This is a genomic window from Acidobacteriota bacterium, assembly GCA_028875725.1.
Taxonomy (GTDB): Bacteria; Acidobacteriota; Thermoanaerobaculia; order Multivoradales; family Multivoraceae; genus Multivorans.
On record JAPPCR010000006.1, the window covers coordinates 1 to 25,884 of the forward strand.

Below are 25,884 nucleotides of genomic sequence, written 5' to 3' on the forward strand. Positions count from 1 at the left end.
GGGCGGCCGCACGGTGGGCGCCGGCACCGTCACCGACATCGCCGAGTAATCGGTACCGGGTGCGTCAGGCGATCGAGGAAGGTTGGGATTCGAGGGAACGATGAACGAGAAGATCCGCATCCGGCTCAAGGCCTTCGACTACCGCATCCTGGATACGTCGACGCATGAGATCGTCGATACGGCCCGGCGCAGCGGCGCCCGTGTGGTCGGTCCCATTCCGCTTCCGACTCACATCGCCCGGTACACGGTGAACCGTTCCCCGCATGTGGACAAGAAGTCGCGGGAGCAGTTCGAGATCCGCACCCACAAGCGGTTGCTCGACATCTTCGAGCCCACCAGTCAGACCGTCGACGCGCTGATGAAGCTGGAGCTTCCCGCCGGCGTCGATGTCGAGATCAAGGCGTTCGGTGCCTGAGGCGCCTGAGGAGACTGAGGAGAAACCGGCGGTGAGCGCTAACAACAGCCAGACGAAGGGCCTGCTGGGTCGCAAGATCGGCATGACGCAGATCTACACCGAGGACGGGGCCGCGGTGCCGGTGACGGTACTCGAGGTCGGTCCCTGCCGGGTCGTTCAGCGCAAGACGGAAGCGTCCGACGGCTATGAGGCGGTGCAGATCGGCCTGGTCGAGAGCCGGCCGCCCAAACGGATCACGGAACCGCGGCGGGGTCACTTCAAGAAGGCCGGGGTCGATCCGATGCGCCATCTGGCCGAAGTGCGGGTCGACGCGACCGACGAGTCGCAGCCGGGCGACGAGATCGAGGTTTCGATCTTCGAGGTCGGTTCCCGGGTGGACGTGATCGGCACGGGCAAGGGCAAGGGGTTCCAGGGCGTCATGCGCCGGCACGGCTTCGGCGGCGGCCGCGCCACCCACGGCTCGATGTTCCATCGCGCCCCCGGCTCGGTCGGGCAGTCCGCGAGTCCCTCGCGCGTGTTCCCCGGCATGCGGTTCCCCGGCCGGATGGGCGGCAAGCGGGTGACGACGAAGAAACTCGTGGTGGTCAAGGTGGATGCCGAGAACCGCCTCCTCTATCTGCGCGGCGCGGTTCCGGGCGCCCGCAGCGGCTTGGTCATGGTTCGGAGTTCGGTCTGATGCCAGAAATCGCCGTCAAGAGTCTCGACAACAAGGCCGTCGGCAAGGTCGACTTGCCGGAGGAGGTCTTCTCCTACCCGTACAACGAGCACCTCATCCACCTGGCGGTAGTCGCCTTGCGGGCCGCGCAGCGCGCGGGAACCCACAAGGCCAAGGGCAGGCACGAGGTCCGCGGCTCCGGGGTCAAGCCGTATCGCCAGAAGGGGACGGGTCGTTCTCGGGCCGGCAGCCGCCGCTCGCCGCTCCGTCGTGGCGGTGGAGTCGTGCATGGACCTCACCCCCGCAGCCACCGCAACAAGCTGTCCCGGAACGAGAAGCGGAACGCCCTCAAGTCGGCGCTGTCGAGGAAGCTCCTCGAAGAGCAGATCATGGTGATCGACTCGCTCGAGCTCGAAAGCCACAAGACGGGCGCCTTCGCGGCCTGCCTGAAGGATCTCGGCGTCGATGGCAAGGCGCTGATCGTCGACGATCACGGCAACCGCAACCTGATGCTGGCTTCGCGCAACCATCCGCAGGTCAAGGCGGTCGATGCGCTGGGCGTCAACGTGTACGACGTCGTCGACCGGGGCTACGTCGTCTTCAGCGAGAACGCGATCGGGCGCCTTTCCACCGTGCTGCAACGGCGCAGGCAACGGAACGGGAGCGAATCATGCCCCGGCGGGAGTGAAGAATGAGAGTGCAGGACGTGCTGCGGCGCCCTTTGATCACCGAGAAGTCGACCGAGTTGCGGGATGGGAGCAACATCATCGCCTTCGTGGTCGACTCCCGGGCGAACAAGATCGAGGTGCGGAAGGCGGTCGAGACCCAGTTCGCGGGCGTCAAGGTGGCTGAGGTCCGGATCGCGAACGTGCACGGCAAGGTCCGCCGTCGCGGCCGGTTCGTCGGTCGAACACCCGACTGGAAGAAGGCATACGTACGGCTGGCCGAGGGCCAGATCGATCTCTTCGACAACGTGTAGCGAGAGCCAGAGAGTCCAGGACATGGCGATCAAGAAACTGAAACCGACGAATCCGGCCAGCCGCTTCCAGGAGTACGCGCGGCGGGAAGAGGTCACGACCAATAAGCCGCACAAGCCCCTGGTTGAGGGCAAGAAACGGATCAGCGGCCGGAACAACAAGGGCTGGCAGACGATCTGGTTCCGGGGCGGCGGCCACAAGCGCCGCTACCGGAGGATCGACTTCCGCCGCGACAAGGTCGGCGTGCCGGCGAAGGTGGCAAGCATCGAGTACGACCCGAACCGCAGTGCGTTGATCGCCCTCCTGCACTACGCGGACGGCGAGAAGCGCTACATCCTGCACCCCCAGGGGCTCAAGGTCGGGGCGACCGTGCAGTCCGGAGAGGGATCGGAGATCGATGTCGGCAACTGCCTGCCGATCCGGTTCATCCCCCTGGGCACGATCATTCACAACATCGAACTGAAGATCGGCGCCGGCGGCCAGATGGTGCGCAGTGCCGGCGCCGGCGCCCAGTTGATGGCGAAGGAGGGGGCCTACGCCCAGGTCCGGCTTCCCTCTGGAGAAGTGCGGCGGGTTCACATCGACTGTTCCGCCACGATCGGACAGGTCGGTAACTCGGAGCACTCGAACATGTCGCTCGGCAAGGCGGGCCGGAATCGCTGGCGGGGGCGGCGGCCGCACAACCGCGGCGTGTCGATGAACCCGGTCGACCACCCGATGGGCGGCGGCGAGGGCAAGGCGTCGGGCGGCCGGCACCCGACGACGCCCTGGGGCAAGCCGACGAAGGGCTACAAGACGCGGAGCAACAAGCGCACGACCGGGATGATCGTCCGGCGGCGGGGACGCCGTAAGTAGGTCGGCGGCAGCACGGAGAAGAGGACAGCATGGCACGTTCACTCAGGAAGGGTTTCTTCATCGACAATCACCTCTACGACAAGGTGGCGGCGATGAACGCGACCGGCGATCGCCGGGTCATCAAGACCTGGTCCCGCCGATCGACGATCATCCCCGACATGGTGGGGCATACGGTTGCCGTCCACAACGGCATGAAGTTCATCCCGGTCTTTGTCAGCGAGAACATGGTCGGTCACAAGCTCGGAGAGTTCGCCCAGACCCGCACCTTCCGGGGTCATGCGGGCGGCCGGCGGGAACGCAGGGCGCGTCCCCGCTAGCCTGCGCCGAGATCCCGGCAGACGGCAGTATCCCCGAAGAGAGAAACGATGGAAGCAACAGCCCGACTCAAGTACTTGCAGGCGTCACCGCAGAAGGTGCGCCTGGTCGCGGACCTGATCCGCGGTCGCGATGTGGAAGAGGCGTCGACCCTGCTGCAGTTGAGTACCAAGTCGGCGGCGCGGCCGGTCTACAAGCTGCTGCGGTCGGCGGTTGCCAACGCCGAGAACCGGGAGCCGGGAGTCGATCTCGGCGGTCTCTACGTCAAGGAGATCTTCGTCGACGGCGGGCCGACCCTGAAGCGGCTGCGCCCGCAACCGATGGGCCGGGCCTTCCGCATCCTCAAACGGCAGAGTCACGTCACGATCAAGATCGATTCCCGCGACGGGAACGCCTAGAGGGCAGAGCCAAGTCAGGAGCGTTCATGGGTCAGAAGACACATCCCTACGGTTTTCGCCTGGTCTACAACCAGGGTTGGCATTCGCGCTGGTACGCCGAGCGCGACTACGCCGGTACCCTGAAGTCGGACATCGAGCTGCGGACCGGACTGAAGAAACGGCTCATGCACGCCGGCGTCAGCCAGATCGACATCGAACGTGCCGCGGACAAGCTGCGCGTGACGATCTACACCTCGCGTCCAGGCATCATCATCGGCCGCAAGGGTGCCGAGGTGGACAAGCTGCGCGACGATCTGAGCCGGCAGATGGGGCAGGAAGTCCACATCAACATCCAGGAGATTCAGCGCCCGGAGCTCGACGCCCAACTCGTGGCCGAGGCGATCGCCGGCCAGCTCCTGCGCCGGATCGCTTTCCGGCGGGCGATGAAGAAGGCGATGGAGTCAGCGTTTCGTTTCGGCGCCAAGGGCGTCAAGATCATGGTGTCGGGCCGGCTCGGCGGCAACGAGATTGCCCGAACCGAGTGGTACCAGGAAGGGCGTCTGCCGCTGCACACGCTGAAGGCGGATATCGACTACGGAATCGCGGAGTCGTTCACGACCTACGGTGTGATCGGAGTCAAGGTCTGGGTCTACCGGGGCGACCTGTCGCGGGAGCGCGGCCGCCGGACGGCGGCCTGAGGGTCGGACGCCGGGATTCGAAGGAGTAACGAGCGATGTTGATGCCGAAGAAGGTCAAGTTCCGCAAGCACCACCGCGGCCGCCGCCGCGGTCTGGCCAAGGGCGGCAACGTGGTGTCCTTCGGCGAGTACGGGTTGCAGGCGCAGGAGGCCGGCTGGGTCACCGCGCGACAGATCGAAGCCGCCCGAATCGCCATCACCCGTCACATCAAGCGGTCGGGAAAGGTCTGGATCCGGGTGTTCCCGGACAAGCCGATCACCAAGAAGCCGTTGGAGACGAGAATGGGCAAGGGCAAGGGCAACCCCGAGGAGTGGGTTGCCGTCGTACGGCCCGCCCGGATCCTCTACGAGCTCGAAGGCGTGTCGCCGGAACTCGCCAGGTCGGCGATGCGGCTCGCTTCCCACAAGCTCGGAATCAAGACCAGGTTCGTCGCGCGCCACGGCGTGCAGATCTGAGGGTGGCGAGGCGATGAAGGCAAGCGAACTCAGGGACCTGACGGAGGAGGAACTACGCCAGAAGGAGGAGGAGTTGGCCGATCAGCTGTTTGCCCTGCGGCTGCAGAAATCGATCGGACAGCTCGAGAAGCCAAGCAGGATCAGGAATGCCCGGGTCGAACTGGCGCGGGTTCTGACCGTTCTGCGTGAGAAGGCGAAGTGAATGAAATGAACGCTGAGCAGGAAACAACGCGAGGCCGCCGACAGGTCCGGGTCGGCAAGGTCGTGAGCGCGAAGATGGACAAGACAGTCGTCGTGGCGGTCGAGAAGACGGTCATGCACAGGCTCTACCACCGGCTGATGAAGAAGTCGTCCCGGTTCGTCGCCCACGATGAAGCGAACGACTGCCGCGAGGGAGACGTCGTGTCCCTCGTCTCGACCCGACCGCTCTCGCGCCGGAAGCGCTGGCGTGTGCAGCGAGTCGTCAAGCGGGCGGAAGGGTAGGCGGGGCCATGATCCAGATGGGAACAATGCTCGATGTCGCCGACAACTCGGGAGCGAAGCGCATCGCGTGCATCACGCTGCGGGGCGGTTCCTCGGGCCAGTACGGTGCGCTGGGCGACGTGATCACGGCTTCGGTCAAGGAGGCGACGCCGGAGGGCACGGTCAAGAAGGGTCAGGTCGTTCGCGCGGTCATCGTGCGGACGCGCAAGGAACGTCGCCGGCGGGACGGCAGCTACATCCGGTTCGACAACAATGCCGCGGTTCTGATCAACGAGGCGCGGGAGCCGATCGGCACCCGAGTCTTCGGGCCGGTCGCTCGTGAGCTACGGGAGCGGCGCTTCATGCGGATCGTCTCGCTGGCGCCGGAGGTGATCTGACGTGCGCAGGCTGAAAATCAAGAAGGGCGACGAGGTCCTCGTCATCGCTGGCCGCAACCGCGGAACGCGCAGCCGGGTGTTGCGCGTTCTCCCTGGTTCCGAACGGGTCATCGTCGAGCGCGTGAACATGGTCAAGAAGCACGAGCGGCCGAACCCGCAGCGCCAGGTCCAGGGCGGCATCCTGGAGCGGGAGGCGCCGATCCACATCTCGAATCTCATGGTGATCTGCCCTGACACGGACAAGCCGACGCGGGTAGGGCGGCGTCGCCTTGAAGATGGCAAGCTGACCCGGTACGCCAAGGTCAGCGGCTCGGTGTTGAGCTGATGGTTCCACGACTCAGGACCCTGTACCAGGAGGAGGTCACGAAGAGCCTCCAGGAGGAGTTCGGCATCGCCAACCCGATGGCGGTCCCCCGGCTGGAGAAGATCGTGCTCAACATGGGCATTGGCGAAGCGATCCAGAACATCAAGGTGCTGGAGAACGCCGTGCCCGAGCTGGCGCTGATCGCCGGGCAGCAGCCCGTGATCACCCGCGCGCGAAAGTCGATCGCCGCCTTCAAGCTGCGTGCGGGAATGCCGATCGGCTGCCGGGTCACCCTGCGCCGCAACCGCATGTGGTACTTCCTCGACCGGCTGATCACCGTGGCGCTGCCACGGGTGCGTGACTTCCGGGGCATTTCGGACCGGAGCTTCGACGGTCGGGGCAGCTACACGCTGGGCATTCGCGATCACCTCATCTTCCCCGAGGTCGACTACTCCAAGAGTGACGGCTCCAAGGGAATCAACGTGACGCTCGTGACGTCGGCGGAGTCGGACGCTCAGGCGCTGCATCTACTGCGGGGTCTGGGAATGCCGTTCGCGGATTGAACTTCCGCTACCAGGAACCGAGGAATTCAAGGACAGATCGATGACCGTAACCGACCCCATCGCGGACCTGCTGACGACGATCCGCAACGCCCTGATCGTCAAGCACGATCGCACCGAGGCGCCCGCCTCGAAGCTGAAGATCGCGTTGTGCCGGGTACTGCGCGACCAGGGCTACATCAGCGACTACGAGGTGTTCGACTCGCCTCCCGGCCGGACGCTGCGGATCTTCCTTGCCTACGACAAGGAGGGGGTGCCGGCGATCACGAGGCTGCGCAAGATCAGCAAGCCGGGACGCCGCACTTACCGTGCGGCCGACGATCTGAAACCGGTGCTGAACGGTTTGGGGGTCGCGATCCTCTCGACCTCGCAGGGCCTTCTGACCGACGCCCAGGCGCGACGGCAGCGGGTCGGCGGCGAGGTCCTGTGTGAGGTGTACTAGAAGATGTCGCGTATAGGGAAAGCACCGATCTCGTTGCCGGCGAAGACGACGGTCGCGATCAACGGCGGTACGGTGACGATCGAAGGGCCGCGGGGCAGACTGGAGCAGCCCCTTCAGCCCGGTATCGAGGTAAGGGTGGAGGACGGCGTGGTGACGCTGCACCGCTCCGGCTCGACCGGCGAGGAGCGGGCCCGGCACGGCCTGGCGCGGGCACTCCTGGCGAATGCAGTGGTTGGCGTCACGGAGGGCTTCCGGCGCGAGCTCGAGATCGTCGGCGTCGGCTATCGGGGAGAGGTCAAGGGCCGCGAGGTTCATCTTGCGCTCGGATACTCCCACCCCGTGGTCTACCCGGTGCCGGAGGGCGTGGACGTCTCGATCGACGAGAGGGCGAATCGCATCACTGTTTCCGGCAACGACAAGCAGCAGGTGGGGCAGGTCGCCGCCGACCTTCGCAGCCTGCGCAAGCCCGACGCGTACAAGGGCAAGGGCATCCGCTACCGCGACGAGGAGATCCGGCTCAAGGTCGGCAAGGCGGCGGCGACCGCATAGGACAGGTTCGGAACAGGAAAGACAAGGCATGAGTGATCTGCGCAGAAAGAGAACGCTCGACCGCAGCCGCCGGCAGCAGCGGGCGCGATACCGCGTCCGCAAGAAGCTGCGTGGCTCACAGGAACGGCCTCGCCTCGCCGTGCACAAGAGCCGGCGTCACATCTACGCCCAGTTGATCGACGATCGGTCGGGCAACACCCTGGCCTTCGCGAGTTCGCTCGAGTCGGATCTCCAGGGAGCGCTCGAGGGTTCGACGGGAAGCCGCAAGGCGGCGCAGGCCGTGGGTCAGGTGCTGGCCGAGCGCGCGAAGGAAAAGGGCTTCCGCTCGGTCGTCTTCGACCGGGGCGGATTCCTGTATCACGGCAGGATCCAGGCGCTTGCCGACAGCGCGCGCGAGGGAGGCCTCGAGTTCTGATGAACCGGAGCCGGCAGGGAAGTAAAGGAGTGAACAGTGGCCAGGGACACGAACAGTGGCTAGAGACATAGACCTCGACAGCGAGTTCTTCGAGCAGGTTGTCGACATCAACCGCGTGACGAAGGTCGTCAAGGGCGGCAAGAACTTCTCGTTCACCGCCCTGGTCGTTATCGGCGACGGCAACGGCCGGGTCGGCTACGGCTCGGGCAAGGCGAAAGAGGTTCCGGCCGCCATCCGGAAGGGAATTCAGATCGCCAAGCGCAACCTGGTGCAGGTGCCGCTTGCCGGAACCACGATCCCGCATGAGACGGTGGGCGTCTTCGGCGCCGGCCGCGTGATGTTGAAGCCGGCTTCCGAGGGAACCGGCGTGATCGCCGGCGGAGCCGTGCGCGCCGTGGTCGAAGGCGCCGGCATCCAGGACATCCTGACCAAGTCACTGGGCACGACGAACCCGCAGAACGTGGTCAAGGCGACCTTCGCCGGGCTCATGTCCCTCCGCAACGAGAAGCAGGTTCGGACCTTGCGGGGACTGGAGTCGCTCGACGGCCTGGCAGGCGGTTCGACGAATGGAGGCAGTTCGACAAACGGAGATCGGGGAGGTGCCGAAAGTGGCAGGCAAGACGATACGGATTCAGCAGGTGCGGAGCGCGATCGGGAGGCCGAAGCCGCAACGTGAAGTGCTGCGCAGCCTGGGTCTGAGGCGTATCCGTCACGTCGTGGAACGCGAGGACACCCAGGCAGTGCGTGGCATGGTGCGGAAGATTCCCCATCTCGTCCAGGTCCTGGAGGACTGAAATGAAGCTGCACGATCTCAAACCGGCGAAGGCCAGCCGCCGCCCGCGGAAGCGGGTCGGCCGTGGTCCGGGTTCGGGCACGGGAAAGACCGCCGGGCGCGGCCACAAGGGTCAGCGCTCCCGGGCGGGCTTCTCGAGGCGGGCGGGCTTCGAAGGCGGTCAGATGCCTCTGATTCGCCGGGTGCCGAAGCGCGGGTTCACGAACATCTTCCGCACCGAGTACACGGTGATCAACGTCGGCGATCTCGATGGTCTCGGCGAGACGATCGACGTCGAACTTCTCGTCTCCCGTGGGCGGGTACGCCGCGGCATGAAGCTCAAGGTTCTTGGCGACGGCGACGCGCCGTCCGGTGTGACCGTGCGTGCCCACCGCTTCAGCACCTCCGCGCGTGCCAAGATCGAGGCCGCGGGCGGCGTCTGTGAAGTGATCGGCTGACGGAGTAGATCGTGGGCGTCGAGAGTTTCCGCAACATCTTCGCGATTCCGGATCTCCGGAATCGGGTGTTGTTCATGCTGGGCCTGCTGGCGGTCTACCGCATCGGCTGCATCATTCCGACTCCGGGCATCGACCCCCTGGCCCTGAGCGAGTTCATGGAGCAGATGCAGGGGACGGTGCTGGGTTTCGTCAACACCTTCACCGGCGGCAGCCTGGGCCGTGTGGCGCTCTTCGCCCTCGGCATCATGCCCTACATCTCGGCGTCGATCATTCTGCAACTGCTGACCGTGGTCGTGCCCTATCTCGAGAAGCTCTCCAAGGAGGGCGAGATGGGCCGGCGCAAGATCACCCAGTACACCCGCTACGGGACCGTGGTCATCTCGATCATCCAGGGGACGACCATCGCGTTCTTCCTGGAGAATCTGACCTCGCCGGGAGGCGCGAACCTCGTCCTCAACCCCGGCCTCGGGTTCAAGTTCGTCACCGTGCTCTCGCTTACGACCGGCTGCGCCTTTGTGATGTGGCTCGGCGAGCAGATCAGCGAACGGGGGATCGGGAACGGCATTTCTCTCATCATCTTCGCCGGCATCGTCGTCGGTCTGCCGGGCGCCGTGCTGGGCCTCTTCGGCCAGCTCCAGAGCGGCGCGATGTCCCTGCTCAAGATCCTGTTGCTGTCGGTCTTCATGCTCGTCGTCGTGGCCTTCATCGTCTACATGGAGAGGGCGCAGCGGCGGATCCCCGTGCAGTACGCCAAGCGGATCGTCGGCCGCAGGCAGTACGGCGGACAGAGCACCTACCTTCCGCTGCGCGTGAACACGGGCGGCGTGATTCCGGTCATCTTCGCGAGTTCCGTGGTCACCGTGCCGGCGACGGTCGCCGGGATGATCCAGTACGAGCCGATCCAGCAGATCGCGACTGCCATGCAGTGGGGGCAGCCCGTCTACTACCTGCTCTACGTGGCGGCGATCATCTTCTTCTCGTACTTCTACGTTTCGATCATCTTCAACCCGAACGACCTTGCCGAGAACATGCGCAAGTACGGCGGGTTCATCCCCGGCATCCGCTCCGGCAGGCGGACCTCGGAGTACATCGATCGGGTGCTTACTCGCCTGACGCTGGTCGGCTCCCTCTACCTGGCGGGCGTGTCCGTGCTGCCCGAGTTCATGATCGCGGGCTTCAAGGTCGGGGGCATTCCGTTCGTCGGCTCGACTCTGGACAACTACGCGCCGCTCTGGCTCACCGAAGGCATGGGGATCAACTTCTACTTCGGCGGCACGTCGCTCCTGATCGTGGTCAGCGTCGCGATGGACACGCTCCAGCAGATCGAGAGCCAGCTCGTGATGAGGAACTACGAGGGCTTCATGAAGCGGGGCCGGATCAAGGGACGCCGTGGCTGACACCCTGCGCATCGTGCTGCTCGGGGCGCCGGGCTGCGGCAAGGGCACGCAGGCGGAGCGCCTGGCGGCGACGCTCGGCGTTCCCGCCATCTCGACCGGCGACATGTTGCGCGCGGCGGTCGCGGCCGGCAGCGAACTCGGTCGACGGGTCGAAGGCGTGATGGCCTCGGGCGCGCTGGTTGACGACGACCTCATGGCCGAGGTGGTGCGGGACCGGCTGGGCCAGCCGGATGCGGCCGCGGGCTTCCTGCTCGACGGCTATCCGCGGACCGCGCCGCAGGCCGGAACGCTCGAGGAGATCCTCAACGGCAGCCACATCGATCACGTCGTGACGATCGATGTGCCGGACGAGGAGCTGGTCCAGCGCATCGTTCTTCGCGGCCGCGGCGCGGACGACCGGGAGGACGTCGTGCGCGAGCGGCTGCAGGTCTACGCGGCGCAGACCGAGCCCCTGATCGCTCACTACGAGGGCCTGGGGCTGCTGCGCCGGGTCAACGGCAACGTCCCGATCGAACAGGTGACGGCCGCGATCGAGGCAGCGCTGGCCGGGACGGCGCAGGCCTGACGGAAGTAGAATCGAGAGTTGGCGGAGAAGGAAGGAAACGCGGAGTGAAGAAGGAAGAGGCGATTGAAGTCGAGGCCACGGTCGTGGAGACGCTGCCGAACGCGGTCTTCAAGGTCGAGCTGGACAACGAGCATCAGGCCCTGGCCCATATCTCGGGCAAGATGCGCAAGCACTTCATCCGCATTCTTCCGGGAGACCGTGTGCTGGTGGAACTCTCTCCCTACGATCCAGGTCGCGGCCGGATCGTCTACAGGCTGAGAACCTGACGGCCGGGTAGGCAGCCAAAGGAGGTTCATCATGAAGGTGCGAGCGTCAGTCAAGAGGATGTGCGTCAAGTGCAAGGTGGTCAGGCGTCGCGGTGTCGTCCGCGTCATCTGTGAGAACCCCAAGCACAAGCAGCGGCAGGGCTGAAGAGGACGAGGAGAGTTCGTTATGGCGAGAATCGCGGGGATCGATCTACCGCAGAACAAGCAGGTCGGCATCGGACTGACCTACATCTACGGAATCGGGCGCTCTCGGGCTCAGGTGCTCCTGAACGAGGCCGGCGTCGAAGCGACGGTCAAGGTCAAGGATCTGACCGAGGACGAGACCGGGCGCATTCGTCAGGTGGTCCAGGACGCCGGAGCGGTCGAGGGCGACCTGCGCAAGGAAGTCACCCAGAGCATCAAGCGGTTGATGGAGATCGGCAGCTACCGAGGGGTCAGGCACCGCAAGAGCCTGCCCGTTCGAGGCCAGCGTACGCACACCAACGCGCGCACGCGCAAGGGACCGCGGCGGGCTACCGTCGCGGGCAAGAAGAAGGCCACGAAGTAAGGGGAAGGGGACAAGGACAGATGGCAAAGGCGAGGAAGGAGAAGCGCGTCGTGCCCCACGCTGTGGCGCATGTCAACGCGACCTTCAACAACACCCTGGTTTGCATCACGGATCCGGATGGCAACGTCCTGACCTGGTCATCGTCGGGCCGCAACGGCTTCAAGGGATCGCGCAAGGGAACGCCCTTCGCGGCTCAGGTGGCGGCCCAGGCGGTCGGCTACCAGGCAAAGGACATGGGCGTGCGGACGGTCGATGTGCTGGTCAAAGGGCCGGGCGGCGGCAGGGAGTCCGCGGTCCGGGCGCTGCAGGCGACCGGCATCAGCATCCGGTCGATCCGTGACGTCACGCCAATTCCGCACAACGGTTGCCGTCCCCGCAAGCGGCGCCGGGTCTGAAGCCGGTTCCGTCCCGCATCGCTAGCGAGAAATCAACGTTTCCAACCTGGAACGCAATCGAGATAGGTAGGAGTGAACATGCTCTGGAAGGGATTCCAACGCCCCAAACGCGTCGAAATCGACACTGAGACCCTGACCGACAGCTACGGGAGGTTCTCGGCCCAGCCGTTCGAACGCGGTTTCGGCGCGACGGTCGGCAATGCGCTGCGCCGCAGTCTGCTGTCAGCGATCGAAGGCGCAGCGATCACTGCGGTGCGCATCGATGGCGCGCTGCACGAGTTCTCGTCGCTCGAAGGGGTCGTCGAAGACGTCACCGACATCATCCTCAACCTGAAGCAGGTGCCGCTGCGGTCTCTCGACGGTGCGACCAGCGTGATCTCTCTCGATGTCACGGGTCCGCGAGAGGTCGCCGCCGGCGACTTCGACACCGCTGCCAGTGTCGAGATCCGGGATGCGGCCAGCAAGGTGGCCACGCTCAACGAACGGGGCTGCCTCCGTCTCGAGGCGCAGGTCAGGAACGGCCGCGGCTACGTCAGCGCGGACCGCAACCTCGAACCGTCGATGGGCATCGGCTGGATTCCGCTCGACTCGGTGCACAGCCCGGTCAAGCGCGTGAACTACCGCGTGGAAGCGGCCCGGCTCGGTCGTACCACCGACTACGAGCGGCTGATCGTGGAAGTCTGGACCGATGGCACAGTGACGCCGGAAGAGGCGATGTCGCGCGCCGGCACGCTGCTGCGCGAGCATCTGACGATCTTCATCAATGCGGAGGAGAGCCTGATCGCGGGCACCGTAGCCGAAGAGGAGATCGACGGCGGTGACCTGGATGTCCTGCTCCACAAGGCGATTGACGACCTGAACCTGAGCGTCCGATCGGCGAACTGCCTGCGAAACGCGAACATCAACACGGTCGGCGACCTGGTGGTGCGCAGCGAGAAAGAGATGCTCGAGACCAAGAACTTCGGGCGCAAGTCGCTCGAGGAGATCCAGGAAGTACTCGACAAGATGGGTCTGTCCTTCGGTATGGAGGTTCCCGCGAACGCGGAGAGCGGAGTGCAGGCCTAGCAGGCCGCTGAACCGTTCTCGAGCTTCCCCGGGAAGGAGCGAAGATGCGTCACGGAGTTGGCTACAAGAAACTCGGCCGGACGACGGCCCACCGTCGGGCGATGTTCCGCAACCAGCTCGCGTCGCTGGTCGTGCACGGCCGCATCCAGACGACCTTGGCCAAGGCCAAGGCCCTGCGGCCGGTCGCCGAGAAGATGATCACCCGGAGCCGCGAGGACACCGTCCACGCCCGCCGCCTGGTCCGCCGCTGGCTCCCCAACCGCGACCACGTCAAGAAGCTCTTCGACGAGATCGCCCCCCGCTACGCCGACCGTCCAGGCGGCTACCTTCGCATCACCAAGCTCGGCCCCCGCAAGGGCGACGCCGCCGAACGCGCCGTCATCGAGTTCGTCGACACCGACGAGTAGCTGGCGCGCTACGGCGCCGGCGGAATGGCGCGACGGCGTCGGTGACACCCGCCTGCAGCGGGCCGAAGGAGGGGGTCCCTGCGGACGCTCACGCTTTCCTGGTGGAGGGGGAGCCGGCGTTCGCTTCGGTCGGCTGCGTTTCGCATCGGCGTCAGGCTCGGGCACGTCGCAGGGAGTCACTTGCCTCCGGCCCGCAGTGACCCCCTCCTTCGGCCCGCTGCAGGCTGGACTCTCCTGGGCGTCGGGACGCCGGTAGCCGAAGTGCGGCTCGGTGGAATGTGATGGCGCCGCCAAGCTTGTTTGACAGAAGGGCGCTTTGACTCCTCGCGGCAGTCAGGCGAGTTCGCCGCAGCAATCCACCGTTTGCCGGGTCAAGTCCACGACGTTTGACAAGCAGCTCCGTAGCGCACTTGCACGGGCTCCGGGCAGAAAGCTCCACAGTGACGGGCGCTACTTCAGAGCAGAAACGCTTGACACCCGGGCAGCCGATCGACGTCATCCGTGGAGGTTGAGTCGCCCGACGACGTCCAGCCGGCCCGGGCCCGAGGAGAGGGTCCCAGGGGGCTGGAGGCAAGTGACTCCCGGCGCGGTACCCGTAACTGACGCCGACGTGAAACGCAGCCGACCGAAGCGAGCACTCCCGTCCCGTTCACCCAGCGAGTGCGAGCGTCCCCTGGGACCCCTCTCCTCGGGCCCCCAGCCGGCGTGTGCGTCCTCCGCCGCCACGCCTCCGCCGCCGCGCCGCTAGCCGTCTTCGTCTTCGCGTTTCGCCTCGGCGATGATCTTCTCCTGGATCTGGCGGGGGACTTCTTCGTAGTGGGAGAAGGCCATCGTGAAGCTGGAGCGGCCCTGGGTCATTGAGCGGAGGGCGGGGGCGTAGGTGAGCATTTCGGCCATGGGGACGGTGGCCTTGACGATCTGGGCGTTGCCCTTGGCTTCCATGCCCTGGGGCCGGCCGCGGCGGGAGGAGAGGTCGCTCATGATGTCGCCCATGAAGTCTTCGGTCGTGTTGATGTCGACCTTCATGACCGGTTCGAGGAGGGTGGGCGCTGCTCTTGCCATCGCGTCCTTGAAGGCGAGTGAGCCGGCGACCTTGAAGGCCATCTCCGAGGAGTCGACGTCGTGGTACTTGCCGTCCTGGAGGCGGACCCGGAAGTTGCCGACCGGGTAGCCGGCCAGGTAGCCGCGGCCTGCCGCTTCGAGCAGGCCCTTCTCGACGGCCGGACGGTAGTTCTGGGGGATGGAGCCGCCGAAGATCTCGTCGACGAACTCGTACTCCTCCGCGGTGGCGACGGGTTCCATCGTGATCGTGCAGTCCGCGAACTGGCCGCGGCCGCCGCTCTGCTTCTTGTGTCGGCCGTGGCCGACGGCGGTTCTCTTGATCGTCTCCCGGTAGGGCACCTTCGGCGGGTGCAGGATGACTTCGACCTTCGACCGGCTCTTCAGCTTGGAAACCGCGATCTCGACGTGGAGCTGGCCGGCGCCCGAGAGCAGGAACTCCCCGGTCTGCGGGTCGCGGCCGGCGCGGAGGCTGGGATCTTCCTCGACCAGGCGGGACACAGCCTCGCCGATCTTCTCCTCGTCGCCCTTCGTCTTCGGCTCGATCGCGAACGAAATGGCGGCGACCGGGGGCGAGGGGAAGTCAAGCTTGACCGGCCGCTCGCGGCTCGTGATCGAGTCCCCGGTCGCGCTCGACTTCAGCTTGGCGACGCCGCCGATGTCGCCCTTGACGAGTCGGGGAACGTCCTCGCCGTTCTTGCCCTGCATGTGCATCAGGTGGCCGACGCGCTCCGCCTCCTCGCGCCCCGCGTTCCAGTAGACCGTGTCGGAACCCATATCGCCGGCGGCAACGCGAAGCAGGGAGATGCGGCCGGTGAAGGGATCGTTCAACGTCTTGAAGAGGATCGCGCTCACCGGTGCGCCGTCGCCTCGATCCAGCTCCACCGGCTCGCCGCCAAGATCGGCCGCCGGGATCGGCGGCGCTTCCACCGGCGAGGGCAGGAGCTGGACCACGGTGTCGAGCAGTGCGGAGTTGCCGATGCCGTGGCCGCCGGACGACATGGTCACCGGAAACAGGGCGCGGGACCTGATCGCGGCCTTGAGCCCCTGGATCAACTGCTCCTGGGTCAGGTCGCCGTTCTCGAAGTAGGCCTCCATCAACTCGTCGTCGCTCTCCGCGACCGCTTCGGTCAGCTTGTTGCGCCACTCGTCGATCTCTTCCGCGAGTTCCGCCGGCGGCTCGGACACCTGGCTTCGGCCGGCGCCGTCCCGGTCGTACATGTGCGCCTTGCGGCTCAGCAGGTCGACTACGCCGGCGAAATCCTTGCCGGCGCCGATCGGGATCTGAACGGGCAGGGCCATGCGGTCGAAGCTCTCCTGGAGTTCCGCGATGCAGCTGGCGAAGTCGATGTTGTCGCGGTCCATCTTGGTCAGGTGGAACATGACCGGCTGCTCCATTTCGCCGGCGATCTCCCAGGACTTTTCGGCCATGACCTGGGTCGGCGAGGCGGCGTTTACGCACAGGAGGGCGGCGTCCGCCGCGCGCATGCCGGAACTGCTCTCGTGGACGAAGATCCCGGAACCGGGGCAGTCGATCAGATTGACCTTGTAGTGCGCGGCCCCGTCGGACCAAGGGGTGTAGCAGACGGCGAGACCGATCGAGATGCCGCGCCGGACTTCTTCATCGTCGAAGTCGGTCACCGTGTTCCCGTCTTCCACCCTGTTCTGCCGGTTGAAGACGCCGCCGGTGTAGAGCAGGCCGGCGAGCAGTGTCGTCTTGCCGCTGTCGTTGTGCCCGACGACGGCGAGGTTGCGTATTTGTTCCGAGTTCTCGAGTTGCATCGACGCTCCCGTCGCAGGCACCGCGAGCCCGCCCTGGGGGCCCGCGTCTTTCACGCTTTGCGGGTCTCAGTCCGCTGTCCGCAGGGTGAGTCCGCAGTGTAGAAACAGCCGCAGAAGATACCACGCGCGTGGCGTTCTTCGGCGCTCAGCTGGCCGCTTGCACCTCGGTCGTTCCGAGCCCTTCGAGCTGCGGCAGGAGCTTGTCGGCGGGACCTACGGCGGTGATCGTCAGGCCTTCAGGGAACATGTGGCGGAGACAGACCTGGAGGACATCTTCCGCCGAGGTCGCGCGCACACGTTCGGGCCAGCGGTCGTACTCGTCGCGGTCGAGGTCGAAGACGGCGAGCGTCTGAAGGCGGGAGGAGAGACCCTGAATCGTCTGCAGCGTGTAGGGGAAGACGCCGACCATGTAATTCCGGGCGTCGTCGAGTTCTGCTGCACCTGGCGGTTCGGCGCACATCCGCTCCACTTCCTCGACGGTCTTCCGGCAGGCGGCACCCGCGACTTCGTTGGCCACCGCTGTCGAGATGACGAAGGGACCGGGGCCGCGCCGGAAGGCGAACGCGCTCGAGACGCCGTAGGTGTAGCCGTGCTTTTCCCGGAGCGTGAGGTTCAGGCGGCTCATGAACTTGCCCCCGAGGATGGAGTTCGCCACCTGGAGCCGGACCCGGTCGGGGTGACGTCGTCCTACGCCGGAATGCCCGATCCGCAGTTCGGTCTGCGCGGCCCCGGGCCGGTCGACGACCACGACGCGGCGCCCGGATGGCGAGGCAGGCTCGGGTTCGAGGCTCTCCGTGGCGGCGTCGAAATGGCGGCCGTGGGCCCTGAGCTGCGGTTCGACCGTACTCTCGATCGCCTGGCGTACGCTGCCGCGCCCGAGATCGCCGACCGCGATCAGGTGGCATGAGCCCGCTGCGAGGGTCCGCCCGTGGAACGAGGCGATGTCCTCGCGGGTGATCGCCTCGGTCGTGTTCCGGTCGCCGATCGTTGGCTGGGCGTAGGGCGTGTCGCCGTAGACGGCGCGGGCAAAGGCGAGCCTGGCCTGCGCGGCGGGATCGCTGCGACGCCGCTCGATCTCGGCGAGGCGCCGCCGCCGGCGGCGCTCGACCTCTTGGTCCAGGAAGGCAGGTTCCGCGGTCGCTTCGGCGACGAGTTCCAGGCCGGCCGCGACATCTTCGAGGCCGATCGTGGTGCCGACGGCCGCGTTCTCCCAGCCGCAGGAGGTCGCGATGGTGGTGCCGAGGTCCTCCGCAGCGGCGGCGAACTCGAGCGCGTCCCGGTGCTTCGTGCCGGCGCCGCGAAGCCCCGCCGTGAACGAAGCGAGGCCGGCGCGGTCGGGAGTGTCGAGTTCGCTGCCGCCGGGCATGAGCAACACGACGGTGACCAGGCCGCAGCCCGAAACGTCGAGGGTCCACAGGCGGGTGCCGGATTCGAGCTTCTCGACCTCGAAGTTCGGGAAGGAGCAGCTCCTGCTGGGGCCGGGAACCGGGGGCCGGCCGCGGTCGAGCGCGGGTTGCCCGTTCGCGGTCACGCTTCCGGCACCACGATGATCGCGGCGCGGCGTTCCGTGCCGAGGGCGCGCCGCGCCAGATCCCGGACCTGTTCGGCGTCGACTTTGAGCAGGCGCTCGGGTTCCGTGAAGATCCTGGACGGATCGCCGAAGTAGGTCGCGGCACAGGACAGGCGGTCGGCGGAGAGGGCCAGATCCTGCCGGCTGTCGTGGTGTGCGAGCAGGAGACTCCGCCGGGCCCGCTCGAGTTCCTCGGCGGTCGGTCCGGCCGAGCGGATCGCCTCCACGTGCTCGAGCGTCGCCTGCTCCAGGGTCTCGGCGTGCGCCAGAGGGTCCGGTTCGCGATTCTGGCAGGTGGCGACGATGGCGAAGGTCGCGGAGATCTCGGTGGGCAGGATGACCGTCGAGACGGACTGCGCGATCTGGCGTTCGTAGACGAGGTCGCGATGGAGCCGGCTCATTCTCCCGGAGGAGAGGATCATCGCCAGCAGCTCGCCGGCGTACCAGTCGTCGCTCCCGTAACCGTCGAGGCACCAGGCGGAGTAGCTGCGCGGCAGTTCGATCGAGTCTTCCAGGATCTCCCGCGAAGCGCCGTGGGGACCGATCTCGGTCGCCGGCTCGACGGCGGGCGGCGGCGGCAAGGGTCCGGGCGGTATCTCCCCGAAGTAGCGCCGGACCTGCTCGAGAGCGGCTTCGCAGTCGATGTCGCCGGCCAGGGTGAGGACCGCGTTGTTCGGCCGGTACCAGGTGCGGAAGAAGTCCTCCACGCTGTCGAGGTTGGCTGCCTCCAGATCGTCCATGTAGCCGATCACCGGCCAGGCGTACGGGTGACTGGCGCCGTTCGGACGCCGGTAGAGGAGTTCGCTCAGACGTTCCCCGGCCAGGCCGTACGGCTGGTTGTTGACGCGCTGCAGGCGCTCGTTCATGACCACCGACCGCTGGTTCTCGAACTTCTCCTCGGTGAGGGCCTCGAGCAGGAAGCCCATGCGGTCGGATTCGAGCCAGAGGCCGAGCTCCAGGTGACTCGCGGGCAGGGTCTCGTAGTAGTTCGTGCGGTCGTACCAGGTCGAGCCGTTGGCGACGCCGCCGACTTTCTGGATGTGCTCGAAGTGGCCGTTCTCCGACACGTTCGCCGATCCCTGGAACAGCATGTGCTCGAACAGGTGCGCCAGGCCGGTACGGCCCGTCTCCTCGTTCTTCGAGCCGACGTGGTACCAGACGTTCACAGCGGCCAGGGGCAGCCGCGGGTCTTCGTGGAGAACGACCCGCATGCCGTTCGGGAGTTCGTGTTGCTCGAGGTGCTCAGGCATCGGCCGCGTAGTGTATGCGGCCGGGCCGGTCGACGGCCGGTGATGGGTGGCGCGGTTTGGCTTACGCTGGGTTTGCGTCTAGCATGAATCCATGGACGACTTCCTGACCGAGCGCCAGAAGCAGGTTCTCGACTTCGTTTGCGAGTTCCACCAGAGGCGGGGCATCGCGCCCACCCACCTGGAGATCCGCCGCCGCTTCGGCTATCGGTCCTACGGCACCGTCCACAAGCACCTGAAGCTCCTGAGGCAGAAGGGGTACCTGCGCGGCGGCTGGAATCAGAAACGCGGCCTGGAGTTGACGGAGAAGACGCTGCGCGGCAGGCCTCCGGCCGCGAACACCGTGCCCTTCCACGGCCGGATCGCCGCCGGCAGGCCGATCGAGGCAGTGCCGGGCGTCGACGACCTGCCGGTTCCCGAGCACCTGCTCGAGCACGGCCCGGCCGGACGGCGCTACGTCCTCGAGGTGGAGGGGGACTCGATGATCGACGACGGCATCTGCGACGGCGACCTGGTGGTGATCGCCGAGCGGGCCCGGGCCCGGGCCGGGCAGGTGGTTGTCGCCCTGGTTGACGACGAGGCGACGCTCAAACGCTACTTCCCTGAGGGTGATTCGATCCGGCTGCAGCCGGCGAACCGGGAGATGGAACCGTTGTATGTCGCAGCGGATCGACTCCGCATCCAGGGGATCGTGGTCGGGCTGATGCGCCGCTACTGATCGTCCCCGCCGCTAGCTACCGGCGGTGACGCTACGCTCGACTCCCGCGCTCGGCACGCCGTAGTAGGACAGGATGCCGTTCACGATCGCCTCGGCGACCCGTTGCCGGTAGGCGCGGGTCTTCATCAGGCGGCGGTCCCGATCGTTGCTCAGGTTGCCGACCTCGAGGAGGATCTTGGCCGGTACTCGGTTGAAGCGTAGTTGCGCCGGCACGTAGACGCGGCGTCCGCGCCAGATCCGGTCGCGGATCGGGTTGTTGTGATGAACGCCCAGGTCTGCGCGGCGGAAGCTGTCGAGCAGGTGCTCGGCGAGGTCGCGCGACAGGCCCTTGCTGGTCGTCCGCTCGGTTCGCGTGAAGGAAACGCGGGGTTCGGCCCGGACTTCGCGGCGGGCGTTGTACACGCTGCCCGACTTGCCGTAGTTGTTCGTGATGCCGACCAGACCGGGAATGTAGACCATGGCGCCGTGCAGCGACGGGTGCAGCGAATCCGCGTGAATCGAGATGAAGATGACCTGACGCGGTTCGGCGCCGGCCCCGCGTTGCTGCCGGTAGATCGAGTTCGACAGGTACCACCGGAAGTTCGTCGCCACCGCCGCGTTGTCGATGCGGTAGGGGGGGTCCGTGAGCACTACGTGTCCGCGGGAACGCGGCAGTACGTCGGAATCCTGGATTCGGAACGTTGCGCCTTCCCGCGTGGTCGGCACGACGGTGGCGGCCGTGCGGCTCTCCAGCAGCCGCTTCGTGCGCAGCATGATGTCGTAGACGTACACGCTTTCCCACAGCCCGCCGACCGGCGCTCCGGTGTCGCGGCCACCGTGGCCGGCGTCGAGCACCACCGTGACCCCGTCGAGATCCAGGGCCATCAGCTCGTTCTCGATCTGCCGGGAGGCGGAGCGCTGCTCTTCCCACTCCTGGCGGCGCGGATCATCGGGTGGCAGATAGCGGGCCGAGAGCAGGTCGAGCGGGATCCTGACCTCGTAGCCGACCGGCAGGTCGCGCACGTCGCGGATCGCGTTGCGCTTCCTGATCTGGTCCACAAGTTCGTTCACGTCGTTGGCGAGGAGCCGGCCGGTGAAGCGCATGACGACGCTGGAGTAAAGGGCTTCGCCGGCCTTCAGGCGGTAGCTGGCGTAGTCGCCCTGCCCGTCCGAGCCGTAGCGGGCGAAGGGCCCATCCCCGACGGAGGAACCGGCTCTGGAGTCCGTCGCCGCGACCACCTGGCGTGTCGCGGCGGCGGGCAGCATGCCGGCATAGGGCTCCGAGAGCATGTTGCGCGGGATGAGAATGACCTGACCGGGTCGGATGACGCTGCTGGTCAGGTTGTTTGCCCGCCGCAGTGTCCTGTGGTTCTCGCCCGAGCCGGTGAACCACTCCGCGATGCTCCACAGGCTCTCCGACCTGGCGCCGCGTGAGGAGGAGGCGACACGGTGCCGCCAGCCCTCGGCGGTGGCCTGGTCCCTCGGCAGCAGGGCGCGAATGACGGCTTGCTGGTGTCGCGCGGGCAGCAGATCGAAGGGCACCTTGTAGCGCACGCCGCGGCGGAGTCGCTGGACGCCGCCGTTGGCCCGGCTCACGGCGGAGGCGTGCCGGGAGCTGTCGCAGAGCCGCTCGGCGAATGCCAGCAGGCCTTCGTTCCGCCGTGGCTTCGCCTCGATGTGGATTCTGCCGGAGGAGGCCAGCACCGCGACCGGACTCGGCGATCCGATCTCCGGCACGGCCATGCGCCGGGTGGCCGCGTCGCTTGCCGCGGGCAGGAGCACGGCGAGGGCGGCGGCCGCGAGGAGGGAGGCGCGGACGTTCATGAGACTGCCTCCGGCCGGCACTCGAACCCCGTTTCCCGTTCGAACGCCCGGGCTGCCCGCAGGGCGGTGCCGTCGGCGAACGGCCGCGCCAGGATCTGGAGCCCGAGGGGGAGTCTCCGGCTGTCGAGGCCGCAGGGGACCGAGATTCCCGGTATGCCGGCCAGGCTGGTCGGCGTGGTGAACACGTCCGAGAGGTACATCGCCAGCGGATCGTCGACACGTTCGCCGAGCTTGAAGGCGCCGCTCGGGCTGGTCGGTGTCACGAGCAGCTCGGCCTTGTCGAAAGCCTCGCTGAACTGCTGCCGCAGGGCCCCGGCGATTCGCGCGGCGCGGCCGTAGTACGCGTCGTAGTAGCCGGAGGACAGGGCGAAGGTTCCAAGGATGATCCTGCGCTTGACCTCGGGGCCGAAACCCTCGCTTCGACTGCCGGTGTACATCTGGGCGAGCGACCGGGCGCCGGCGGCGCGGTGGCCGTAGCGGCTGCCGTCGAACCGGGCGAGATTCGCGCTGGCCTCGCTGTTGGCGAGCACGTAGTAGGTGGCGACCGCGGCTTCGACAAGTGGGACGCTGACCTCGACCAGCTCGGCGCCGCAGCGTGCGAGCGTCTCGAGCGCCTGCTCGAAGCCGCGTGCCGCGTCACTCTCCAGCGCCGAGGTGCCGACCTCGCGGATGGTGCCGACCTTCAATCCCTCGATGCCGTCCTCGATTCGTTCCAGGAAGTCGTCGACCGGGTCTTCACTGCAGGTGGAGTCCCGCGGGTCGGGGCCGGCGATGGCGCCGAGCGCAAGGGCCGCGTCCCGCACGTTCCGGGCGAGCGGTCCGATCTGGTCGAGCGAGGAGGCGAAGGCGACGAGACCGTAACGCGATACCCGGCCGTAGGTCGGCTTGACGCCGACCACGCCACAGAAGGCGGCCGGTTGCCGGATCGAGCCGCCGGTGTCCGAGCCCAGGGCGAGGGGGACCTCGGCCGCCGCCACGGCCGCCGCCGAACCGCCGCTCGAACCGCCGGGCGCCATGGCCGGGTTCCAGGGATTGCGCGTCGTGGCCAGGGCCGAGTTTTCGCACGAGGAACCCATGGCGAACTCGTCCATGTTCACGCGGCCGACCGGCACGGCGCCGGCTGTCACGAGACGCTCGACGGCGCCGGCCGTGTAGGGCGCGCGGTAGCCGGCCAGGATGCGCGAGCCGCAGTTCAGTTCGTGCCCTGCCAGGGACATGTTGTCCTTCAGTGCCGTCGGCACGCCGGCGAGCGGACCGAGCGGCAACCCTTCGTCCCGCCGCCGGTCGATGTCGGCGGCCCGCTCGGCCGCTTCATCCCGCCAGAGTTCGAGAAAGGCGCCAACGGAGGAGTCGACCTCGTCGATGCGGGCGAACGCTGCCTCGACGGCGTCGACGGCATTCCGTTCGCCCGAACGGATCGCGGCTACTAGCCCCTCCGCGGTCATCGGTTGCATCACCCTTCGCTACCCGGCGTCGCCTTGACTTGCGGTACGAGCAGAAAGCGGTCTAGGGACGCGGGCGCGTTGTCCAGGAACTGGTCGAGAAGCGCACTGCCTGCCGCACTTGCGGGCCGGGGCAGGTCGCTGTCCGCCGTCTCACTGGCCGCATGGGTGTCATCCTGGGAGGCCGTGCCGCCATCGAACTCCCGGAGCTGATCGATGTAGTCGACGATCTCGGAGAGCTGACTGGCGAACGTCGTTTCTTCGCGGGCCGAGATCCGCAGTCTGGCCAGTTCGGCAATCCGCCGAACCTCTTCGACGCCTAGAGACACTTCGCTATAAGTGTAGCAGCTACAGCTACTTGGCCGGCCCCGCTTCGGCAGCCCTAGGCCGGCTCGACGCTGGTGGCGGTAACCGCTTCGATCGTGCGCAGGGTGAAGGTCTTGCCGTCCAGCTCTACCCTCGCTCCCGGCTCTGATCCGAGCAGGCGACCGGCGAGGTCCGACTCGTACGAGATGATGCCGCGTTCCGGCGCGCTCTCCCAGGGACCGAGGATGGCCAGGGTGCGCCGTTCGCCGCTGTCCGATTCGAGTGTTGCCTGGTTGCCGATGCGCAGGCGGTCACAGGCCGCGCCCGCGATGTCGATCGGCGTCGAGCGTTGCAGGTCCTGCTGCAGTTGGGTCGCCAGGGCGGTGAGGTACTCGTGGCGCTGGCGCGCGGACTTGTACTCGAAGTTCTCGCGCAGGTCGCCCATGGCGCGCGCCTCCTCGATCGCCTTGCGATTGGCCGGAATCTCCTCCTCGACCAGTTCCCGCAGCTTCTCGCGTTGCGCATCGATCGACGCCGGCAGCGCGTAGAGATCGTCGCTTTCGGTTTCCTGGTCGGCCTGAAGGTCGGGGAACTTCAGGTGGAGAGATGCCAGCAGCGGTTCCCGACGGTAGTCCTCGAGCGCTGCGTGACGGATCGCGACCTCCGCCTGGCGGGCCTCGTCAAGGGTCAATTCAGGAAGGAGCCTGGGCGCAGTGCCGCCGGAGTCGAACAGGGCCTTGATTCGGGCTCGGAAAGGTGCGAAGGCCTCGTGCCGCAGTGCCTGGATCAGCAGGTTCAGGAGGCGGCTCTGGCGACCTTGCCGCAGCGCCGGCTCGGAAGCGGCCCGTTCGACCAGCCAGGTAAAGGCCGCGGGGGTGCGGTGAGGCTGGACCTGCGCACGGGCGGCGCAGCGGCTCAGCGTCTCCGCCTCCAACACCGCGGCAATCGCGTCGATTGCCTTCGTGTCGGATTCCAGCAGGAAGCGTCGTTCGAGCACGTCGAGCCAGTCGTCCCTGCAGGCCGGAAGCAACGCGTAGCCCTGTTCACGGGCGGCGCGCTGCTCGACGGAAGCGAAGAACTCGAGTGGGTCCGGCAGGTTCCTCAGCAGGTCTTCGGCCGGCCAGGAAGGCTCGGCGCCGAAGCGTTCCAGGGCGTAGCGGAGTTCGAAGGCAAGCGCTGGCTGAGCGTCCTTGAGTGCGCGGCTGAGGCGATCGAGCGCTTCCGCCATCCGCCCGCGGAGTTCCTGCGACTGGTTGGCCGCCCGCCGGAGGAGCCCGACCTTCTGGCGGTTTGGCGCGGCCTGGAACTCGCGCCACAGCGACTCCTCCGCGTCCGTTGCCTCGAGCCACTGGTAGGTCTGGCGGGGGCCGCCGGACGACAGCACCTGCGGCTGTTTCCGTGCGCTGGTCCACCAGCTCGACCACCGGCGCTCGGGGATGATGCCGACGACGATCACCTTGACTTCGGCGCCGGTCAGCGGCCGGTCGTAGCTCTTGAGCGTTCGTTCGAGCAGCTCGGTGGGCTTGAGTCCCTCGAGCTGCTCCGGTTCTTCGAGCTTTTGGCGGAGCACGTGTCCTTCGGGCAGCAGTCTGAGCATCTTGCCGGCTGCCCGGAATCCGACCGACACTCCCTTCACCTTCTCCAGGTCCACCTTGAAGACGTGGAGCGGCATGTTGACGTCAGCGATTCGGCCGACGCCACGGCCCTCCATCTCCACGATGTCGTCAGGCCGAAACGCCAGCAGGTTGCGGAGCCGGTCCACCTTGTCCCAGAGCTTGTCCGCGTGCTGCCGTCCCTGATCGAGATGGAGATCCTGGAGCAGGTCGGTCAGGTCGGATTCGCGGTCGCGGTAGAGCTCGTGCAGGGTGTCGAGAACGGTGTCGTAGACCTGTCCGCTGCGCACGAAGTAGTGCGCGGCGCCGCGGACGAGATCCAGGCGCGCGGCCCACATGCCGCGTTCCCGCAGTTGGTCGTCGAGGAGTTCGAGGAGCGTGCCCACACGATCCTCTTCACCCAGCCGGACGAGGCCCTTGGTGATGGCGAGGAACTGCTCGACGTCGAGATCGCCTTCGATCGCGGCCAGCCAGTCCGCTTCTACTGCGTCGATGTCACCGCGCGCCAGGCTGTCTTGAGTGCTTTGCGGGATCCTCATGCGGTAGCCGGCGCGGCCTGGGCGTCCGTGGAGCGCGCCCGCGGCAACGGTGCTTC

Annotated in this window: 35 protein-coding genes and 1 pseudogene; 29 read left to right on the plus strand and 7 right to left on the minus strand. The window is 66.9% G+C overall.

What is annotated here, in order from left to right; translation table 11 throughout:
* The first annotated feature begins 100 nt into the window (after nt 1-100).
* The 28 genes and pseudogenes from rpsJ (at nt 101) to rplQ (ending at nt 13,749) form a co-directional block, all read left to right on the plus strand.
* The gene (gene rpsJ / locus OXI49_01995) at nt 101-415 is read left to right on the plus strand and encodes a 30S ribosomal protein S10 (protein ID MDE2689253.1); all 315 of its coding nucleotides are present in this window, start codon (nt 101-103) and stop codon (nt 413-415) included.
* 31 nt (nt 416-446) lie between these two features.
* Nucleotides 447-1,091 (plus strand): 50S ribosomal protein L3, encoded by a 645-nt coding sequence (gene rplC, locus OXI49_02000; GenBank protein ID MDE2689254.1) that lies wholly within the window; start codon nt 447-449, stop codon nt 1,089-1,091.
* Complete coding sequence (gene rplD / locus OXI49_02005; protein ID MDE2689255.1) at nt 1,091-1,765, plus strand: 50S ribosomal protein L4; 675 nt, start codon at nt 1,091-1,093, stop codon at nt 1,763-1,765. The genes rplC and rplD overlap by 1 nt, the downstream gene beginning before the upstream one ends.
* Nucleotides 1,762-2,049 carry a 50S ribosomal protein L23 gene (locus OXI49_02010; GenBank protein MDE2689256.1) on the plus strand — a complete coding sequence of 96 codons (288 nt, stop codon included), beginning with the start codon at nt 1,762-1,764 and terminating at the stop codon, nt 2,047-2,049. Before rplD ends, OXI49_02010 begins: the two co-directional genes overlap by 4 nt.
* 22 nt (nt 2,050-2,071) lie before the next feature.
* A complete protein-coding gene (rplB, locus tag OXI49_02015) occupies nt 2,072-2,902 on the plus strand; it encodes a 50S ribosomal protein L2 (protein ID MDE2689257.1) in 831 nt (276 codons plus the stop codon).
* Between the two features lie 29 nt (nt 2,903-2,931).
* The gene (gene rpsS / locus OXI49_02020; GenBank protein MDE2689258.1) at nt 2,932-3,219 is read left to right on the plus strand and encodes a 30S ribosomal protein S19; all 288 of its coding nucleotides are present in this window, start codon (nt 2,932-2,934) and stop codon (nt 3,217-3,219) included.
* A gap of 48 nt (nt 3,220-3,267) precedes the next feature.
* Nucleotides 3,268-3,615 (plus strand): 50S ribosomal protein L22, encoded by a 348-nt coding sequence (gene rplV, locus OXI49_02025; protein MDE2689259.1) that lies wholly within the window; start codon nt 3,268-3,270, stop codon nt 3,613-3,615.
* A gap of 26 nt (nt 3,616-3,641) precedes the next feature.
* Nucleotides 3,642-4,292 carry a 30S ribosomal protein S3 gene (gene rpsC, locus OXI49_02030; protein MDE2689260.1) on the plus strand — a complete coding sequence of 217 codons (651 nt, stop codon included), beginning with the start codon at nt 3,642-3,644 and terminating at the stop codon, nt 4,290-4,292.
* 35 nt (nt 4,293-4,327) lie between these two features.
* Nucleotides 4,328-4,747 carry a 50S ribosomal protein L16 gene (gene rplP, locus OXI49_02035; GenBank protein MDE2689261.1) on the plus strand — a complete coding sequence of 140 codons (420 nt, stop codon included), beginning with the start codon at nt 4,328-4,330 and terminating at the stop codon, nt 4,745-4,747.
* A 13-nt stretch (nt 4,748-4,760) separates the two neighbouring features.
* Nucleotides 4,761-4,949, plus strand: a complete 189-nt coding sequence (gene rpmC, locus OXI49_02040; protein MDE2689262.1) for a 50S ribosomal protein L29 — start codon at nt 4,761-4,763, stop codon at nt 4,947-4,949.
* Between the two features lie 5 nt (nt 4,950-4,954).
* Nucleotides 4,955-5,230, plus strand: coding sequence for a 30S ribosomal protein S17 (gene rpsQ / locus OXI49_02045; protein ID MDE2689263.1), 276 nt, complete (start codon nt 4,955-4,957; stop codon nt 5,228-5,230).
* Between the two features lie 8 nt (nt 5,231-5,238).
* Nucleotides 5,239-5,607: a 50S ribosomal protein L14 gene (rplN, locus tag OXI49_02050; protein ID MDE2689264.1), complete on the plus strand. Its 369-nt coding sequence runs from the start codon at nt 5,239-5,241 to the stop codon at nt 5,605-5,607.
* Between the two features lie 10 nt (nt 5,608-5,617).
* The gene (gene rplX, locus OXI49_02055) at nt 5,618-5,932 is read left to right on the plus strand and encodes a 50S ribosomal protein L24 (GenBank protein ID MDE2689265.1); all 315 of its coding nucleotides are present in this window, start codon (nt 5,618-5,620) and stop codon (nt 5,930-5,932) included.
* Entirely contained in the window at nt 5,932-6,474 is a 543-nt protein-coding gene (gene rplE, locus OXI49_02060) for a 50S ribosomal protein L5 (GenBank protein ID MDE2689266.1), read from the plus strand. Before rplX ends, rplE begins: the two co-directional genes overlap by 1 nt.
* A 40-nt stretch (nt 6,475-6,514) precedes the next feature.
* Nucleotides 6,515-6,913 (plus strand): 30S ribosomal protein S8, encoded by a 399-nt coding sequence (gene rpsH, locus OXI49_02065; protein MDE2689267.1) that lies wholly within the window; start codon nt 6,515-6,517, stop codon nt 6,911-6,913.
* A 3-nt stretch (nt 6,914-6,916) separates the two neighbouring features.
* On the plus strand, nt 6,917-7,462 hold the full coding sequence (gene rplF, locus OXI49_02070) for a 50S ribosomal protein L6 (protein MDE2689268.1): 546 nt from the start codon (nt 6,917-6,919) through the stop codon (nt 7,460-7,462).
* A 28-nt stretch (nt 7,463-7,490) separates the two neighbouring features.
* A complete protein-coding gene (gene rplR / locus OXI49_02075; GenBank protein ID MDE2689269.1) occupies nt 7,491-7,877 on the plus strand; it encodes a 50S ribosomal protein L18 in 387 nt (128 codons plus the stop codon).
* A 55-nt stretch (nt 7,878-7,932) separates the two neighbouring features.
* A pseudogene (gene rpsE / locus OXI49_02080) lies at nt 7,933-8,433 on the plus strand (30S ribosomal protein S5).
* A gap of 10 nt (nt 8,434-8,443) precedes the next feature.
* Nucleotides 8,444-8,671: a 50S ribosomal protein L30 gene (rpmD, locus tag OXI49_02085; GenBank protein MDE2689270.1), complete on the plus strand. Its 228-nt coding sequence runs from the start codon at nt 8,444-8,446 to the stop codon at nt 8,669-8,671.
* 1 nt (nt 8,672) lies between these two features.
* On the plus strand, nt 8,673-9,107 hold the full coding sequence (gene rplO, locus OXI49_02090; protein ID MDE2689271.1) for a 50S ribosomal protein L15: 435 nt from the start codon (nt 8,673-8,675) through the stop codon (nt 9,105-9,107).
* Between the two features lie 8 nt (nt 9,108-9,115).
* The gene (gene secY, locus OXI49_02095; protein MDE2689272.1) at nt 9,116-10,504 is read left to right on the plus strand and encodes a preprotein translocase subunit SecY; all 1,389 of its coding nucleotides are present in this window, start codon (nt 9,116-9,118) and stop codon (nt 10,502-10,504) included.
* Complete coding sequence (locus OXI49_02100; GenBank protein ID MDE2689273.1) at nt 10,497-11,069, plus strand: adenylate kinase; 573 nt, start codon at nt 10,497-10,499, stop codon at nt 11,067-11,069. Before secY ends, OXI49_02100 begins: the two co-directional genes overlap by 8 nt.
* A 44-nt stretch (nt 11,070-11,113) precedes the next feature.
* Nucleotides 11,114-11,335 (plus strand): translation initiation factor IF-1, encoded by a 222-nt coding sequence (gene infA, locus OXI49_02105; GenBank protein MDE2689274.1) that lies wholly within the window; start codon nt 11,114-11,116, stop codon nt 11,333-11,335.
* Nucleotides 11,336-11,366: 31 nt separating this feature from the next.
* Nucleotides 11,367-11,480: a 50S ribosomal protein L36 gene (gene rpmJ, locus OXI49_02110; GenBank protein MDE2689275.1), complete on the plus strand. Its 114-nt coding sequence runs from the start codon at nt 11,367-11,369 to the stop codon at nt 11,478-11,480.
* Between the two features lie 21 nt (nt 11,481-11,501).
* The gene (gene rpsM / locus OXI49_02115) at nt 11,502-11,882 is read left to right on the plus strand and encodes a 30S ribosomal protein S13 (protein MDE2689276.1); all 381 of its coding nucleotides are present in this window, start codon (nt 11,502-11,504) and stop codon (nt 11,880-11,882) included.
* A gap of 20 nt (nt 11,883-11,902) precedes the next feature.
* Nucleotides 11,903-12,277: a 30S ribosomal protein S11 gene (rpsK, locus tag OXI49_02120; protein ID MDE2689277.1), complete on the plus strand. Its 375-nt coding sequence runs from the start codon at nt 11,903-11,905 to the stop codon at nt 12,275-12,277.
* A gap of 78 nt (nt 12,278-12,355) precedes the next feature.
* Nucleotides 12,356-13,342, plus strand: a complete 987-nt coding sequence (locus tag OXI49_02125; GenBank protein MDE2689278.1) for a DNA-directed RNA polymerase subunit alpha — start codon at nt 12,356-12,358, stop codon at nt 13,340-13,342.
* A 44-nt stretch (nt 13,343-13,386) separates the two neighbouring features.
* Nucleotides 13,387-13,749, plus strand: coding sequence for a 50S ribosomal protein L17 (rplQ, locus tag OXI49_02130; protein MDE2689279.1), 363 nt, complete (start codon nt 13,387-13,389; stop codon nt 13,747-13,749).
* 744 nt (nt 13,750-14,493) lie between these two features.
* On the opposite strand, the gene fusA is transcribed toward rplQ, so the two are convergent.
* The 3 genes from fusA to OXI49_02145 all read right to left on the minus strand — a co-directional run bounded on the left by fusA (nt 14,494) and on the right by OXI49_02145 (nt 19,410).
* Entirely contained in the window at nt 14,494-16,644 is a 2,151-nt protein-coding gene (gene fusA / locus OXI49_02135) for an elongation factor G (GenBank protein MDE2689280.1), read from the minus strand.
* 91 nt (nt 16,645-16,735) lie between these two features.
* A complete protein-coding gene (locus OXI49_02140; GenBank protein MDE2689281.1) occupies nt 16,736-18,121 on the minus strand; it encodes a pitrilysin family protein in 1,386 nt (461 codons plus the stop codon).
* A complete protein-coding gene (locus OXI49_02145; protein MDE2689282.1) occupies nt 18,118-19,410 on the minus strand; it encodes a pitrilysin family protein in 1,293 nt (430 codons plus the stop codon). The genes OXI49_02140 and OXI49_02145 overlap by 4 nt, the downstream gene beginning before the upstream one ends.
* Nucleotides 19,411-19,501: 91 nt before the next feature.
* On the opposite strand from OXI49_02145, the gene lexA reads away from it, so the two are divergent.
* Nucleotides 19,502-20,125, plus strand: coding sequence for a transcriptional repressor LexA (lexA, locus tag OXI49_02150; protein ID MDE2689283.1), 624 nt, complete (start codon nt 19,502-19,504; stop codon nt 20,123-20,125).
* Between the two features lie 12 nt (nt 20,126-20,137).
* Here lexA and OXI49_02155 read toward each other — a convergent pair whose 3' ends face one another.
* The 4 genes from OXI49_02155 to OXI49_02170 are packed head-to-tail and all read right to left on the minus strand — an operon-like array spanning nt 20,138 to nt 25,828.
* Nucleotides 20,138-21,928 (minus strand): N-acetylmuramoyl-L-alanine amidase, encoded by a 1,791-nt coding sequence (locus tag OXI49_02155; GenBank protein ID MDE2689284.1) that lies wholly within the window; start codon nt 21,926-21,928, stop codon nt 20,138-20,140.
* The gene (gatA, locus tag OXI49_02160; GenBank protein ID MDE2689285.1) at nt 21,925-23,382 is read right to left on the minus strand and encodes an Asp-tRNA(Asn)/Glu-tRNA(Gln) amidotransferase subunit GatA; all 1,458 of its coding nucleotides are present in this window, start codon (nt 23,380-23,382) and stop codon (nt 21,925-21,927) included. Before gatA ends, OXI49_02155 begins: the two co-directional genes overlap by 4 nt.
* Nucleotides 23,382-23,699: an Asp-tRNA(Asn)/Glu-tRNA(Gln) amidotransferase subunit GatC gene (gene gatC, locus OXI49_02165; GenBank protein MDE2689286.1), complete on the minus strand. Its 318-nt coding sequence runs from the start codon at nt 23,697-23,699 to the stop codon at nt 23,382-23,384. The genes gatA and gatC overlap by 1 nt, the downstream gene beginning before the upstream one ends.
* A gap of 53 nt (nt 23,700-23,752) precedes the next feature.
* Nucleotides 23,753-25,828 carry a GreA/GreB family elongation factor gene (locus OXI49_02170; protein MDE2689287.1) on the minus strand — a complete coding sequence of 692 codons (2,076 nt, stop codon included), beginning with the start codon at nt 25,826-25,828 and terminating at the stop codon, nt 23,753-23,755.
* Between the last annotated feature and the right edge of the window lie 56 nt (nt 25,829-25,884).

What these genes read in the sequence shown, in the direction of transcription:
- rpsJ (MDE2689253.1), top strand. Translation starts at nt 101, where the DNA reads ATGAACGAGAAGATCCGCATCCGGCTCAAGGCCTTCGACTACCGCATC.
- rplD (MDE2689255.1), top strand. Translation starts at nt 1,091, where the DNA reads ATGCCAGAAATCGCCGTCAAGAGTCTCGACAACAAGGCCGTCGGCAAG.
- OXI49_02010 (MDE2689256.1), top strand. Translation starts at nt 1,762, where the DNA reads ATGAGAGTGCAGGACGTGCTGCGGCGCCCTTTGATCACCGAGAAGTCG.
- rplB (MDE2689257.1), top strand. Translation starts at nt 2,072, where the DNA reads ATGGCGATCAAGAAACTGAAACCGACGAATCCGGCCAGCCGCTTCCAG.
- rpsS (MDE2689258.1), top strand. Translation starts at nt 2,932, where the DNA reads ATGGCACGTTCACTCAGGAAGGGTTTCTTCATCGACAATCACCTCTAC.
- rplV (MDE2689259.1), top strand. Translation starts at nt 3,268, where the DNA reads ATGGAAGCAACAGCCCGACTCAAGTACTTGCAGGCGTCACCGCAGAAG.
- rpsC (MDE2689260.1), top strand. Translation starts at nt 3,642, where the DNA reads ATGGGTCAGAAGACACATCCCTACGGTTTTCGCCTGGTCTACAACCAG.
- rplP (MDE2689261.1), top strand. Translation starts at nt 4,328, where the DNA reads ATGTTGATGCCGAAGAAGGTCAAGTTCCGCAAGCACCACCGCGGCCGC.
- rpmC (MDE2689262.1), top strand. Translation starts at nt 4,761, where the DNA reads ATGAAGGCAAGCGAACTCAGGGACCTGACGGAGGAGGAACTACGCCAG.
- rpsQ (MDE2689263.1), top strand. Translation starts at nt 4,955, where the DNA reads ATGAACGCTGAGCAGGAAACAACGCGAGGCCGCCGACAGGTCCGGGTC.
- rplN (MDE2689264.1), top strand. Translation starts at nt 5,239, where the DNA reads ATGATCCAGATGGGAACAATGCTCGATGTCGCCGACAACTCGGGAGCG.
- rplE (MDE2689266.1), top strand. Translation starts at nt 5,932, where the DNA reads ATGGTTCCACGACTCAGGACCCTGTACCAGGAGGAGGTCACGAAGAGC.
- rpsH (MDE2689267.1), top strand. Translation starts at nt 6,515, where the DNA reads ATGACCGTAACCGACCCCATCGCGGACCTGCTGACGACGATCCGCAAC.
- rplF (MDE2689268.1), top strand. Translation starts at nt 6,917, where the DNA reads ATGTCGCGTATAGGGAAAGCACCGATCTCGTTGCCGGCGAAGACGACG.
- rplR (MDE2689269.1), top strand. Translation starts at nt 7,491, where the DNA reads ATGAGTGATCTGCGCAGAAAGAGAACGCTCGACCGCAGCCGCCGGCAG.
- rpmD (MDE2689270.1), top strand. Translation starts at nt 8,444, where the DNA reads ATGGAGGCAGTTCGACAAACGGAGATCGGGGAGGTGCCGAAAGTGGCA.
- rplO (MDE2689271.1), top strand. Translation starts at nt 8,673, where the DNA reads ATGAAGCTGCACGATCTCAAACCGGCGAAGGCCAGCCGCCGCCCGCGG.
- rpmJ (MDE2689275.1), top strand. Translation starts at nt 11,367, where the DNA reads ATGAAGGTGCGAGCGTCAGTCAAGAGGATGTGCGTCAAGTGCAAGGTG.
- rpsM (MDE2689276.1), top strand. Translation starts at nt 11,502, where the DNA reads ATGGCGAGAATCGCGGGGATCGATCTACCGCAGAACAAGCAGGTCGGC.
- rpsK (MDE2689277.1), top strand. Translation starts at nt 11,903, where the DNA reads ATGGCAAAGGCGAGGAAGGAGAAGCGCGTCGTGCCCCACGCTGTGGCG.
- OXI49_02125 (MDE2689278.1), top strand. Translation starts at nt 12,356, where the DNA reads ATGCTCTGGAAGGGATTCCAACGCCCCAAACGCGTCGAAATCGACACT.
- rplQ (MDE2689279.1), top strand. Translation starts at nt 13,387, where the DNA reads ATGCGTCACGGAGTTGGCTACAAGAAACTCGGCCGGACGACGGCCCAC.
- OXI49_02145 (MDE2689282.1), bottom strand. Translation starts at nt 19,410, where the DNA reads ATGCCTGAGCACCTCGAGCAACACGAACTCCCGAACGGCATGCGGGTC.
- lexA (MDE2689283.1), top strand. Translation starts at nt 19,502, where the DNA reads ATGGACGACTTCCTGACCGAGCGCCAGAAGCAGGTTCTCGACTTCGTT.
- OXI49_02155 (MDE2689284.1), bottom strand. Translation starts at nt 21,928, where the DNA reads ATGAACGTCCGCGCCTCCCTCCTCGCGGCCGCCGCCCTCGCCGTGCTC.
- gatA (MDE2689285.1), bottom strand. Translation starts at nt 23,382, where the DNA reads ATGCAACCGATGACCGCGGAGGGGCTAGTAGCCGCGATCCGTTCGGGC.
- OXI49_02170 (MDE2689287.1), bottom strand. Translation starts at nt 25,828, where the DNA reads ATGAGGATCCCGCAAAGCACTCAAGACAGCCTGGCGCGCGGTGACATC.